General features: G+C 58.6%; 9 protein-coding genes. 6 read left to right on the forward strand and 3 right to left on the reverse strand.

Going from position 1 to position 14135, the window contains the following annotated elements:
* Positions 1-358: 358 nt before the first annotated feature.
* Positions 359-1435, reverse strand: coding sequence for an S-methyl-5-thioribose-1-phosphate isomerase (gene mtnA, locus NH234_RS21660; RefSeq protein WP_085699925.1), 1077 nt, complete (start codon positions 1433-1435; stop codon positions 359-361).
* A 109-nt stretch (positions 1436-1544) separates the two neighbouring features.
* Between mtnA and NH234_RS21665 the strand changes: the two genes are divergently transcribed.
* From NH234_RS21665 to NH234_RS21685, 5 genes are all read left to right on the forward strand, one after another.
* Positions 1545-2879, forward strand: a complete 1335-nt coding sequence (locus NH234_RS21665; RefSeq protein ID WP_007950908.1) for a TRZ/ATZ family hydrolase — start codon at positions 1545-1547, stop codon at positions 2877-2879.
* Between the two features lie 57 nt (positions 2880-2936).
* Complete coding sequence (gene ubiG / locus NH234_RS21670) at positions 2937-3635, forward strand: bifunctional 2-polyprenyl-6-hydroxyphenol methylase/3-demethylubiquinol 3-O-methyltransferase UbiG (RefSeq protein ID WP_007950906.1); 699 nt, start codon at positions 2937-2939, stop codon at positions 3633-3635.
* A 4-nt stretch (positions 3636-3639) separates the two neighbouring features.
* On the forward strand, positions 3640-4311 hold the full coding sequence (mupP, locus tag NH234_RS21675) for an N-acetylmuramic acid 6-phosphate phosphatase MupP (RefSeq protein WP_085730515.1): 672 nt from the start codon (positions 3640-3642) through the stop codon (positions 4309-4311).
* Between the two features lie 67 nt (positions 4312-4378).
* Complete coding sequence (locus NH234_RS21680; protein WP_085730514.1) at positions 4379-5119, forward strand: YciK family oxidoreductase; 741 nt, start codon at positions 4379-4381, stop codon at positions 5117-5119.
* 362 nt (positions 5120-5481) lie between these two features.
* On the forward strand, positions 5482-6408 hold the full coding sequence (locus NH234_RS21685) for a GGDEF domain-containing protein (RefSeq protein ID WP_367254285.1): 927 nt from the start codon (positions 5482-5484) through the stop codon (positions 6406-6408).
* Between the two features lie 61 nt (positions 6409-6469).
* Here NH234_RS21685 and NH234_RS21690 read toward each other — a convergent pair whose 3' ends face one another.
* Entirely contained in the window at positions 6470-7264 is a 795-nt protein-coding gene (locus tag NH234_RS21690; protein ID WP_085730512.1) for a TenA family transcriptional regulator, read from the reverse strand.
* 46 nt (positions 7265-7310) lie between these two features.
* The gene (locus NH234_RS21695; RefSeq protein WP_085730511.1) at positions 7311-9773 is read right to left on the reverse strand and encodes an EAL domain-containing protein; all 2463 of its coding nucleotides are present in this window, start codon (positions 9771-9773) and stop codon (positions 7311-7313) included.
* 210 nt (positions 9774-9983) lie between these two features.
* Between NH234_RS21695 and NH234_RS21700 the strand changes: the two genes are divergently transcribed.
* Positions 9984-14135 carry a hypothetical protein gene (locus tag NH234_RS21700; RefSeq protein WP_367254286.1) on the forward strand — a complete coding sequence of 1384 codons (4152 nt, stop codon included), beginning with the start codon at positions 9984-9986 and terminating at the stop codon, positions 14133-14135.

The following is a 14135-nucleotide window of genomic DNA, read 5'->3' on the forward strand; positions in this document are numbered from 1 at the left end:
ATGCAGGCCGAGTGCCATGCGCCGACTTACGACAAATCAACAAGTTGACCCTGGATTTGCGCAGTGAAGACAACCCCGTGGGACTGCCTCGGAAAACGCCGGATGTTATCACAAGAGCCGCCACGCACCTATCCCCCAGATGCGCATGGAGCATAGTTAGATGACCGATGACAGGCTTAACGGGGACGAGAGAGGCTCAGAGCTTCCCTGAATGCAAATTTCGGGACGAAATTGCGGATGTTTATTGACTTTCAAGACCCCATCGCTGGCACGCCAGCTGCCACAGAATCAGTGGTGAACACTGAAGCTGTGGGAGCCCGCCTGCTGGCGATGGCGATTCAGCGGGCGCGGAACCCCCTTAATGCAGGCGCTTGCGGCACATCAACTGCGCCATTTTCGCGGTATCCGGGCGCTCGACGATGCCTTTCTCGGTGACGATCGCATCGATCAGGTCTGCCGGGGTCACGTCAAACACCGGGTTGAACGCTTCAACGTCTGCCCCGACGCGCTTGCCGCCAACTTCCAGCAATTCGGCGCCGGCGCGCTCTTCGATCGGGATGTCATCACCGCTGGCCAGATTCATGTCGATGGTCGAACTCGGCGCCACCACCATGAAACGAACGCCATGGTGCATGGCGTTGACTGCCAGTTGATAGGTACCAATCTTGTTCGCCACGTCGCCGTTGGCAGTGATCCGGTCAGCGCCGACGATCACCCAGGTCACGCCTTTGGTTTTCATGATGTGGGCGGCAGCGGAGTCAGCGTTAAGGGTCACCGGAATGCCTTCATTGGCCAGTTCCCATGCCGTCAGGCGCGAGCCTTGCAGCCACGGCCGGGTTTCATCGGCATAGACACGCTCGACCATACCCTCAATGAATGCGGCGCGGATCACCCCGAGCGCCGTGCCGAATCCGCCGGTGGCCAGGGCGCCGGTATTGCAGTGGGTCAGGATTGCCTGGGCGTTGCCCTGATGTTTGCGGATCAGGTCAACGCCGAGCTGGGCCATGGTCAGGTTGGCTTCGCGATCGCTTTCATGGATGGCGATGGCTTCGGCCTCCAGCGTCGCCAGCGGATCGGCGTTTTCTTTCAACCGATCCAGCCGGTCATGCATGCGGTTCAACGCCCAGAACAGATTGACCGCCGTCGGCCGGGAATCGGCCAGCAGCATGAAATCCTCTTCCAGCGCCGCGTACCAGTCGCCACCTTCGGCGATCCGGGCACGGGCGGCCAACACGATGCCATACGCCGCACTGATGCCGATGGCCGGCGCACCGCGCACTACCATCGAACGAATCGCCTCGGCCACGCCGGCGGCGCTGGTGTAGGCGATCCAGTTTTCCTCGAACGGCAAAACGCGCTGATCCAGCAGGTGGAGCGCGCCATCACGCCAATCGATGGCCTTTACTTTCTCCGCAGCCAATAGTCGATCGCGCATCCCTCACCCCGCACTCATGAACAAAAGCCGCCGATTATAGCGATCCCCCCGCGAAGACGCTCGGGTATACTTCGCCATCCTTATACAAAAGCACTGGAACCGACCCTCGATGCCGAAACCTGCCATTGCGCTCGACTTATTATTGCTGCCGACCTGGCTGGTACCCGTCGAACCCGCAGGCGTGGTGCTCAAGGAACATGGCCTGGGCATCCGCGACGGTCGCATCGTGTTCATCGGCCCGCGTGCCGAAGCCTTGAAGTGTAACGCCGCCGAAGTCCGCGAATTGCCGGACGTGCTGCTCAGCCCCGGCCTGATCAATGCTCACGGCCATGCGGCCATGACCTTGTTCCGCGGTCTCGCTGACGATCTGCCGTTGATGACCTGGCTGGAAAACCATATCTGGCCGGCCGAAGGCAAATGGGTCGATGAAGACTTCGTACGTGACGGCACTGACCTCGCCATCGCCGAGCAGATAAAAGGTGGCATCACCTGCTTCTCGGACATGTACTTCTTCCCGAAGGTTGCCAGTGAGCGCGTGCACAACAGCGGAATCCGTGCACAGATCGCCATTCCGATCCTCGATTTCCCGATTCCGGGCGCTGCCAGCGCCGATGAAGCCATTCGTCAGGGCGTCGAACTGTTCGGCGACCTGAAGCATCACGAACGCATCAAGATTACTTTCGGCCCTCATGCACCCTACACCGTTGGTGATGAGAACCTGGAAAAAATCCGCGTGATCGCCGAAGAGCTGGACGCCTCGATCCACATGCACGTCCACGAAACCGCCTTCGAAGTGCAGCAAGCAGTCGAACAGCGCGGCGAACGCCCGTTGGCGCGCCTTGGCCGACTGGGCCTGCTCGGCCCGCGCTTCCAGGCCGTGCACATGACCCAGATCAGCGATGACGACCTGGCGTTACTGGTAGAAAGCAACACCAGCGTGATCCATTGCCCGGAGTCGAACCTGAAACTGGCCAGCGGTTTCTGCCCGGTCGAGCGCCTGTGGCAGGCCGGGGTCAACGTGGCCGTCGGCACCGATGGCGCGGCGAGCAACAACGATCTGGACCTGCTGGGCGAAACTCGCACCGCTGCATTGCTGGCCAAAGCTGTCGCCGGCTCGGCCACCGCGCTGGACGCCCACCGGGCGCTGCGCATGGCCACGCTGAACGGTGCGCGAGCCTTGGGGATCGAAGCCGAGACCGGCTCGCTGGAACTCGGCAAGGCGGCAGACATCGTCGCGTTCGATCTGTCCGGTCTGGCACAGCAACCGGTCTATGACCCGGTCTCGCAGCTTATTTACGCCACCGGCCGGGACTGCGTGAAACACCTGTGGGTTGCCGGCAAGCAGTTACTCGACGATCGCCGCCTGACCCGCCTGGACGAACAACAGCTGGGCGAAACCGCCCGGGCCTGGGGCCGTCGCATCAGCGGCCACACCGAATCGTAAACACCCCGGGGCAAACTCCGGGGCTACAGCCTTTTTCAAGTTTTAGAGGATTGAAACATGAGCAACGTCGACCACGCCGAAATCGCCAAATTCGAAGCACTGGCCCATCGCTGGTGGGACCGCGAAAGCGAGTTCAAACCGCTGCACGATATCAACCCACTGCGGGTCAACTGGATTGACGAGCGGGTCAACCTGGCCGGCAAGAAGGTCCTCGACGTCGGGTGCGGCGGCGGCATTCTCAGCGAAGCCATGGCCCAGCGCGGCGCGACCGTGACCGGCATCGACATGGGCGAAGCGCCACTGGCGGTCGCACAACTGCATCAGCTGGAATCCGGCGTGAACGTCGAATACCGCCAGATCACCGCCGAAGCCCTGGCCGAAGAAATGCCCGAGCAGTTCGACGTCGTCACCTGCCTGGAAATGCTCGAACACGTACCGGATCCATCCTCGGTGATCCGCGCCTGCTTCCGCATGGTCAAACCCGGCGGCCAGGTGTTCTTCTCCACCATCAACCGCAACCCGAAGGCTTACCTGTTCGCCATCGTCGGTGCCGAATACATCATGAAGCTGCTGCCGCGCGGCACCCACGATTTCAAGAAATTCATTCGCCCGTCCGAGCTGGGCGCCTGGAGCCGCATGGCCGGCCTCACTGTCAAGGACATCATCGGTCTGACCTACAACCCGTTGACCAAGCACTACAAGCTGGCAGCGGACGTTGACGTCAACTACATGATCCAGACCCTGCGCGAGGAATAAGCCGATGGCTATCAGAGCAGTCCTTTTTGATATGGACGGTACCCTGCTCGACACCGCGCCGGACTTCATCGCCATTTGCCAGGCGATGCGCGCGGATCGTGGTTTGCCGCTGATGAACGACAAACACATCCGCGACGAAATCTCCGGTGGCGCCAAGGCCATGGTCGCAGTGACGTTTTCGATGGATCCTGAATCGCCGGGCTTCGAGGAGCTGCGTCTTGAGTTCCTCGAGCGCTATCTGGTGGGCTGCGCCGTGCACAGCAAGCTGTTCGACGGCATGGGTGAATTGCTGGCCGATATCGAAAAATCCAATCTGGTCTGGGGTGTGGTCACCAACAAGCCGCTGCGCTTCGCCGAACCGATCATGCAACAGTTGGGGCTGGCCGAGCGCTCGGCCTTGCTGATCTGCCCGGATCACGTAAAAAACAGCAAACCGGATCCCGAGATGCTGACCCTTGCCTGCAAGATGCTTGATCTGGATCCGTCGAGCGTTCTGTTTATCGGCGATGATCTGCGCGATATCGAGTCCGGCCGTGACGCGGGTACCAAGACCGCCGCAGTGACCTATGGCTACATTCACCCCGAGGACAACCCTCGGCATTGGGGCGCGGACGTCGTGGTGGATCATCCGCTGGAGTTGCGCAAGGTGCTCGACAACGCTCTGTGCAGTTGCTGAGTGGTGCCGGACTGCACACCCATGCAGGCCGTGGGAACGATCAGAAGTTAATGGATTAGAGGTTTTTATGTTTGATTACTCCGCTCGCCCCGAATTGCTCAAGGATCGGGTCATTCTGGTCACCGGTGCCGGTCGCGGCATCGGTGCGGCCGCCGCCAAGACCTACGCCGCCCACGGCGCGACCGTGCTGCTGCTGGGCAAGACCGAAGCCAACCTGACCCAGGTCTACGACGAGATCGAGGCAGCCGGGCATCCGCAGCCGGTCGTAATCCCGTTCAACCTCGAAACCGCCCTGCCCCATCAATACGATGAGCTGGCGGCAATGATCGAGACCGAGTTCGGCCACCTCGACGGCCTGCTGCACAACGCCTCGATCATTGGCCCGCGCACGCCGATCGAGCAGTTGTCCGGTGAAAATTTCATGCGTGTCATGCAAGTCAACGTCAACGCGATGTTCATGCTGACCAGCACCCTGCTACCGCTGCTCAAATTGTCGCAGGACGCCTCGGTGGTATTCACCTCCAGCAGCGTCGGGCGCAAGGGCCGTGCTTACTGGGGCGCTTATGGCGTGTCCAAGTTCGCCACCGAAGGACTGATGCAAACCCTCGCCGACGAAGTCGAAAACGTCGCCCCCGTGCGCGCCAACAGCATCAACCCGGGCGCCACTCGCACCAGCATGCGCGCTCAGGCTTACCCGGGGGAAAACCCGCTGAACAACCCGACTCCGGAAGAGATCATGCCGGTCTATCTATACCTGATGGGCCCGGACAGCACGGGCATCAATGGCCAAGCGTTCAACGCTCAGTAGTGCCATACGTCGCTTTTGTTGCCGCGGCGGATTCCCGTCGCGGCAGGCATTTGCCGCTTTGTACAGACCCATTTCAGTCAAATAACCACCACACCCTACCGTGCTAAAAACCCAAGCCATTGATTCAAAACAGTTTTAATAAAACATGAACTGAATGGCACGACTTTCGCTCTACATTCCCTTAAAGCACGCCGAGTGAAGGCAGTCGGGCAAGGCCTGATTCGATAGCTGACTAATCGTCATCGGGCAGACTAAACTTGCGTCAAATGTCCTACGGGACTGATGGATCAGTATGACGCGCAGCCCATAGCCGCTCTCACCCAGCCTGTAAGACAGACTTACTGCTTAGGGGCTCACGCCATATGAAATCACCCTCCCAGACCACTGCAATTGACTTCGATAGTGCCAAATTGCAACGCCTGGGCTTTGGTCAGCTACCTCCGCTTCTGGAGCGACCTGTCAGCCTGGCGCAATTGCACCAGCAAATGAGCCTGCAACTGCAAACCAGCCTTGAGCCCCAACGCATCCTCGGTCTGTTTTTCCGCGAAGTTCAGCGCCTGGTGCCGCTCGATGCCTTGAGCTATGTGCACAGCGGCAGTGACTTGCGCCTGGAATTCGGCGCCCGCGGTCATCACTCGGCCAGCTACAGCCTCAGCCACGACGGCGAACACATGGGCAAACTGGTGTTCCGCCGCAACCAGCGTTTCAGCGAGCAGGAACTGGGAAATCTGGAGTCACTTCTGTCGTCCCTGCTGTACCCGATGCGCAACGCGTTGCTCTATCGTGTCGCGACGCAAACCGCCCTGCGCGATCCGCTGACTGGCGCCGGCAATCGCATCGCCCTGGAGCAGACCCTGCAGAGGGAAATCGAAATGTCGCGTCGACACCTGCAACCGTTGTCGCTGCTGATGCTGGATATCGACCACTTCAAACAAGTCAATGACAGCCATGGCCACAGCGCCGGCGACGAGGTGCTCAAAGCCGTCGCGGCATCGATCAAGGATCAGTTGCGCAACGTCGACATGGTGTTTCGCTATGGCGGGGAAGAGTTCTTGATCCTGCTGTCCAACACCAGCCGCGAAGCCGCCGCGATGGTCGGCGAACGCCTGCGGTATGCAGCACAAGCCCAGGACTACTACGCCGATGGCCAGTTGATCGAGCTGACCGTAAGCCTCGGCTGTTCGACCCTGCTGCCGGGCGAATCCGCCGACAGCCTGCTGCGCCGCGCCGACAGCGCGCTGTATGTGGCCAAGCGTGAGGGGCGCAACCGCCTGACAATGGCTGGCTGACCCTTCTTCGAGCAAATAAAAACGGGAGCATGCGCTCCCGTTTTTTATGGGTGTCGTCGAACTAGCTCTCGACCAGCGCTCGTCGCTCGCGCCCAACTGTCACTCGCTCAGCAAGTTCCAGTTGCATGCAGCGCTCGAGGAACAGGTACATGTAGTCATAGCTCTTGCACACGGCCTGGCGCAGCTCCGTCTGCAAAGACCGACTCGGGTTCATCCCGGCCAGGGTGCAGATAATTTCCAGTGCTTCCCACGGGTGGGCATCATCGTACTGGGCATGCATCTTCAGCCACTTCATCGCCCGCTTTCGGTCTTCTTCAGGGAAAGCGGCGGCGTACACACCTGTCGAGCAGACCAGCGCCGACCACTCCCCGGTCGCGCCCTCAATCGCATAGTTGGTGGCGGCGATGGCTACGATCAGCGAATCGGCCGAACTGGTGTGCCAGCACCAGTGACTCAGCGCGTGCAATTCCGGCGGCACTTGCTGGGCCTGCAGGTCTTCCAGGCTCACGCCGTGGGCCCGACTCCAGTTTACCCAGTAATCGGCATGGTTGAGTTCGACGCGGATGTTGCGCATCAACCAGCGCCGCGCCATGTCTTCACCCGGGTGACGGGCGAACTTGGTCTTGGTGAGATTCTGCGCCATGTACAACGCGAACTGCTCAACGACGGGCCAGCCCCCGATCAGGTACTGTCGCATGGTCTTGGCGCTGAGCTTGTTATCACGCATGCGCAGGTAAAGTTCATGTTCGACAACCCGGCGTTTGCTCTCGCTGCAATCCTGAATCAACTGTTGTGCCCAGGCAGGATAACTTGCAGCTTCCATGAGTGGTCCGGTTCGGTTGAATGTGTCGATCACTGTTCGGCTCCTTTTGATTTGTGATTGTGAGGATCGGCAAGAGACTTCAACGGAACGTGCCAGGCGCCTTGAACAACAGCGGCTGCGGTCTGGCGGGCCGACTTTGCAAACTGTCGCAGGTAAACAATTGCGGGCGTTCGATGACATAACCCTGAGCGTAATCGACGCCGATTTCAAGCAATGCCTGCTCGATCTGGGCTGTTTCGACAAACTCGGCAATTGTCTGCTTACCCATGACATGCCCGATGTGATTGATCACTTCGACCATAGCGCGGTTAATCGGGTCGTCCAGCATATCCTTTACGAAACTCCCGTCGATCTTCAGGAAGTCTACAGGCAAATGTTTCAAATAAGCGAATGAAGACATTCCGGCGCAAAAGTCATCCAGCGAGAAGTAACAACCCAACCCTTTGAGTTCATTAATAAATCGGATGGCACTGCCAAGATTTGCAATGGCGCTGGTTTCTGTAATTTCAAAACAAATCATTTCAGGCGGAACGGAATAGTTATCAAACTGTTCCCGCAGAAAGTGCAAGAACGCGTCATCTCCGATAGTAATGCCTGAAAGATTAATCGCACACATTGCGAGAGGGCCTTCGCACTCTTCGTTAATACATTGAGCAATAACCTTAAATACATTCTGCACAACCCAGCGATCCAGCGATGTCATCAAACCGTAACGCTCGGCCGCCGGTATGAAACTGTCTGGCAGAATCATCCGACCCGCCTCGTCATGCAGGCGCAACAAGATTTCGATGTGCCCGCCCTTACCATCGGCAACCGAACCCAGCGGGGCGATTTCCTGGGCATAGAGACAGAAGCGGTTTTCCTCCAGAGCCATGTGCAGGCGCTGCACCCAGGCCATCTCACCGAAACGCAGGGATAGCTCCGAGTCGTCGGCATGGTAGACCTGCACCCGGTTGCGACCCTTTTCCTTGGCCATGTAGCAGGCCATGTCGGCCGCCCGCAGCGAGGCTTCGAGGGTGGTCGGGGTTTGCGCGACATGCACCAGACCAATGCTGACGGTGGTCAGGAACGGCCGCCCCTTCCAGACGAAATGCAGGTTCTGCACCGTCTGACGCAGCCCCTCGGCGATCTTCTCGGCCGCCTCCGGTGCGCAGTTCTCCAGCAAAATGCCGAACTCGTCGCCCCCCAGCCGCGCCAGCGTGTCGCCCTCGCGCAGGCCTGATTGCAGCAATGCGCAGATGTGCCGCAGCAACTCATCGCCCGCCGCATGCCCGCAGGTGTCGTTGACCAGTTTGAACTGATCGAGATCGAGGAACATCAGCGCATGTCGCCCCGGTTGCCGGGTCAGATTGTGCAGAGCCTGTTCGAGGCGGTATTCGAACTCGCGGCGGTTGGCCAGCCCAGTCAGCGCATCATGGGTCGCCTGCCACGATAGATTGGCGATGTATTGCCGCTCCTGGGTCATGTCGTGCAGCACCAAAACCGTCCCGCTGACCTTGCCGGCATTGCGGATTGGAGCCCCGACCAGGGTCACCGAAACGGTACTGCCATCAAGTCGCTGAATCAGCTTCGAGTGCTCGCTGCCACCGCTCAATTGGCCGCTGAGAATATGTTCGATCAGGGTCAGCCCTTCGGCCTGGGCGTTGTCATCCAACAAATTGAACAACGCCGCCAGCGGCAGGCCCGCAGCCTGTTCAGCCTTCCAGTGGGTCAAGGCCTCGGCTGCCGGGTTCATGTATTCGATCGCACCGCTCACATCCGTGGTGATGACCCCGTCGCCAATCGATTGCAGGGTGATATGGGCCCGGTCCTTTTCCAGTTGCAGGGCCTCGGCAAAGGCATGCCGCTGCTTGAGCAATTTACGGGTGCGCAACAGCGCCAGCACGATCAGGCCCAGCGCCGTGGCGAGGTTGGTGAACAGCAGCAGGCGCAGGATCATCCGCGAGCCCTCGCCCAACGCGTCGCTGAAGGCCTTGGCTGCGGGGGTCACACCATCGTTGATCGCAAAGATCCGGTCTTTCCAGCGCCGGATGTCGGCATCACTTGCCTCGTCGGCCGTGATGCGCCGGTGCATCTCCTGAGCCACGTCATCGAGCTCCACCAAGTAGGCATCACCCAGCGTCCAGCGGTCGATGGCGGTTTCCAGATAACTGAAGTGACGGAAGTTCAGGTAGAGCCAGATCAGGCTGGAGACATCGTCCGGGTGGTTGCCGCCCTTGAGGATGCCCTCGCGCGCCGCCTGCAGATCGGGCGGTTGCTTGTCCAGTGCCAGACGCAACTGATGACCGCCCTGAGGCACCGCAATCGCATTCTTGTATTTGAGGTAGATCGCCTCGTCGCGGCTGTCGGCGTACAGATTCAGGTAGTAGATGGCATCTTTCTGCCCCTTGGACCATAGGCTCTCGCCCGCCACATAGCCCCGAACGGCCGACAAGACGTAAAGACTCACGCCCCCCAGCAACGCCTGAAACAACACGACGGCAATGAATGGCCAGACGATGCCCAACAACCGAGGCGTTCCGAGAGTCCGCTTTTGCTTCATGGGATTCCTTGCATGAGCACTGCCTGATCGTCCTTCTCTTTTCGAGCATCCCCCCAAGACTAGGAGGCGTTACCGGTTCCGGCAAGCGGCGGATCAGCCTCAATACAGCACAAGCGCCAAGCGTAGATATGTACCGCCAACCCGAAGCTCCGGATCGCTTTACTGCGCACTCCCATTTGCGTAACAGGATCCCGCGCCAAGGAGTGCGACATGACAGAGACGACTACCGATACAGCCGAGACCTCAGCCGCGAGGGAACTTCGTGCCCGGCTAGCATTGGGACTTGATAGCGGCCCGAATATAGAAGGCTTTGTGCAAGCCACCGCCAAGGATCAAAAACGGTTCAATGCCCTGCGACGTGCCACACCCGGTGCCGCACCCTCCGATACCCTGAAAGCTTACAAGGCCAAACTCATCAACGCGCAAATGACCGCCACCGTTAAAAGCTTCATGTCCGGCAGCCCCATGCTGATCGGCCGCCTGGGTGCCGAGGTGCTGTTTCCCGCTTCCGCCGAAGAGGTGCGCGCAACACCTTCAGTATTTCTTAAGCAGATTCTGGACTCGGTACCGTCACAGGATCTGGCCAATCGATTGCTGAAGACTCTCAAGTGGTACGGTGCACGCACCGGCGAACAGACATCCGCTTCAATACGCAACCAACTGCTGTGCAAAGCCATCGGTCTTTACCTGCATGCACCATCAGCCGATGAATATCAGGAGCTCGCCGGTTTCCGCTGGCAGGATCCATCGCACTGGGGCAAAAGCTACCAGACCCTTCGCAACGATTTCGCACAACATTTGCTGCGGACCAAACGGGTCGCCAACACCAATGAGTCCATCGTGCTGGCACACATTTACCAGACGCAGCTATCAAAAGACTTCCAGGTACCTGATGTCCCGCCCGATCTTCGCTACAAGAGTTCGGTGGTGTGGGTCAATTTCATGCAGGGCGTGCTGCTGGCTGACGAACTCGGCCTCGATCGACCGCAACCGCTTTCCTTTCAACAGCTCGTCAATCTGCCTCTGGAACTTAGCGCCAACGCCTCCACCGCAGAGCTTGAAAAAATGGCGCGGCTGAGACTGGGCCCGGCACTTGAGTGGGCAATCTGTATGGGCATTGTCCAGTCGCGAGCGTCATCCGACTACAGCCAGGAGGAAATCGAACGAGCATTGACGGCACTGGAGAACCAGAGCGAAAACCTGAACAAGGCCGTGCAATCGCTGGAACTGCGCCCTCCCGACAGGCTGCAGATGGCCAAGCGCATGAAACACGATGCACTGGGCAGCCATGTATTGGAATCAGACGGGCGCAAACTTCTACGGGATGATTCACCGGCGTCCCTCAGTTTCAGAGACATGCCGTCACTGAAACGGGAAGGGTATGGGTTTCTGGACCTTTATGCCGATGGGCAGTTTGATGATGGCAAACGCTGGTTCTTCACTGAGCCAGACGGAAAAACGCAAACCTTCGATACCTTCAGAATCGACGAACACCGGGATTTTCACTCGGAGCGCAAAGTCCACGGCATTTACCGGCAGATTTTTTCCGGCGGAATCAATCTCAACCATTCCGGCCAGAAGCTGCCGGATGTCAATGCGGTGTTCGACGCCGACTTAAAGAATCATCTGGCAACCATCAGATCGGCCTATCAGACCTTGATCCTGAGCCTCTTGGCGTCATTGCCATCGATTGAGCGTCGGGCACTGGAGCGAGGAGCCATCAAGGTATTGGGGTTGCGTCAGATCCTCAAAAAAGAAGGCAAGCCAGATAATGTCCGGGCGAGAAAAGGCTTCGTTCTACAAGCGACCTGCGATGATGAAATCAGCTATTACGAACTCATCCCGAGTGCTGCCGTCATTCGTCGCCGAGTCGGTCTGCGATCTTCGACTGTCAATGGCGTGCGCACCGAGTTTCCCCTCCACGCCTCGATTCCCGGACAAACCTATTCTCCCGAACGGAATCTGGCCACAACCCTTCTCCTCGACTGGTCTGCCCACTTGCATGGCAAGGCGCCCCTCGAGCAGCAGTACTACATTGGCTTTCTCGATACGATGGGTCAAATGCCTGCCGTCGGGCCATCCGGCGAACCAGTGACTCTGACATCCTCTCGTCTCAATGCAGTGGCTCAGTGCATCGCGGAGAATTATCTCTATGTCGATGAAAAGCATTTGCGCACCCAGGCCCGCGGCATGACGATCTTTGACACCTTGAGGGCCAGAAGCGAACAACGCCTGAATACATTTCTGACCATCGTCAAAGGATTCGTACCGTTCTGGGGCAGCATCGAGGACCTTCTGTCGGACGATGTCACCAAAAAGATCATGGGCGGGGGCGGACTCCTTCTGGATCTCGCGTCATTCCTCTTTCCCATCGGGAAATTCATTTCAGGGACGGTGCGACTGATTCGAGCCGCGAACACTGCCTCGCGCATGGCCGTCAAAGCGAGCCTGCCTTCCTTTACGACGCTGACTCGCAAGCTCCTGACGGCGACGGTGAGTAATCTGAACCCGTTGAGCGGCATTCCGACGTTGCTCAAGGCAACATTGAGCGGAGTTGGCCGTGGGTTGCTTGGGGTGGGTCACCTGGCGTTGGGTGGAATAAGGAAGTTGTCTGGGAATGCCGACAAGTACAGACTGGTCAGCAACTTGCCGCAGACGATCAATCCAGGGCAATGGAAACCATTGGCCGCTGGCGATCGACTGGCATCCGTCAAAGGGATCGATGATGTGTTGGTACGCAACACGAGCTCATCGAACCTGAAGCAATTCCACCTTGTCGATCCCGTCACATCACTGCCCTATGGTCCACGCCTGCTCAACCATCGAAAGCAATTCACGCAAGGTCGATCCACCTTCAACACGCTGCCCCCCGGCAAACTTCACGCGAGCGCTGAAGTCCCCGAGCAGGCCAGCATCCGCGAAATGCTCGAAATCGACGGGCGCACCACCCTGCTGATCGATGGCATTCCCTATCGTCTGGACGGCGATCAACTGCGCCGCGCTGACCTGATCGATCAAAAAACGGTGTTCAAACCCATTCCTTGCCGGGTGCGGCGTGCACCGGGTAGCGATGTCTGCAAAACGAGTTATGTCTCCCGGACTCCAGCGCCGACGCCTCCCCCGAACAGCCAGGATACAAGCAAGGGATGGGCGCAATGGTTCGGCGATACCATTTACACACCGGCCATCTCATCTCAGCCATTACTGACCAGCGCCATCAAGACCTACAAGCAACTCAACGCATCATTGGAGTTTCAAAAGGGAATCTATGCGCGCATCAAGGTTCGCCTACCCTACGAGCGTTCAAAAAAGTTCGATACGCTTGAAGTCGGCGCGATCATCGTTCCAGCGAAAGATGACTCGAAGCACTATGTATTCACCCGCCTGAACGCCGGAGACTTCTACGTCACCGAGCGCTTGCCAGGGCAGGTCCTTTCCGATCCTCTGGTTTTACGCAAGGCACAAACCTTACCGATCGAACTGGCCGATGAACTGAAGACGGTTTACACCGGATCGCTTAATGCCAACAACACGGCCCGGATCAATTCGATACCGGAGGTCGAGCGCGCCCTGAAAACCATGGATGACATCGCCATACCTCTGGGCACTCATGCCAACCCGCCTGCCGGCATGAAGTGGCTGAAAGTAGATACCAGCCCAAGTGAAGCGCTGATGTTCGACCACTCGACGCGAATGATCATCGCCAAGCGCGCCGAAGGTGCGACCACGTGGGCACGGAGCAAGGACGCCCCGGAAGCTTTGCGGCAACGAACGGCAGAAATTTTCGACACCCTGTTTCTTTCACCGACGATCAAGCCACCCGTGGCCGATGCGGCGCTGCGCATCGATGAAACAATGCAGAAACTTCAACGCCTGCTGAGCCGATTCGACCGCACAGACAATGCCCGGAACATTGCCTATGCCGAAGTCATCGCCGCGAATGGCGTGCGGGAAGTTTACGTCAGTGTTTCCGGCGCTCATGGCACAACCAAACACCTGCCCCTGTTTCGGCACCTGGGTGCCAATCATGTAAAGATCGGCGACACGACTTACGTCAACGTCGACTTCAACCTGACTGTTGCCAAGACGAACCTGGAGTTGACTGATAAAGGGCGCTTGGTTGCAGTCCCACTGACCATCAAGAACATCGATACCTACACACCGGCACTGGCTACCCGACCAACCTCCCTGGACAGCGAAAGCAAGTTGATACGCGTGATTCGCGAGAAATACACGGATCCACTTGAGCTGAAATCGGTGGACGTCGCTACCACGATGCCACCCTGCGAGTCGTGCTCATTGGTCATGAAAGAGTTTGGTCACAGAGGCGAAGCAGACGCACTACAGGTGCTGTGGAAATAA

This window comes from Pseudomonas sp. stari2 (genome assembly GCF_040760005.1).
In the GTDB taxonomy this organism is placed as follows: Bacteria; Pseudomonadota; Gammaproteobacteria; order Pseudomonadales; family Pseudomonadaceae; genus Aquipseudomonas.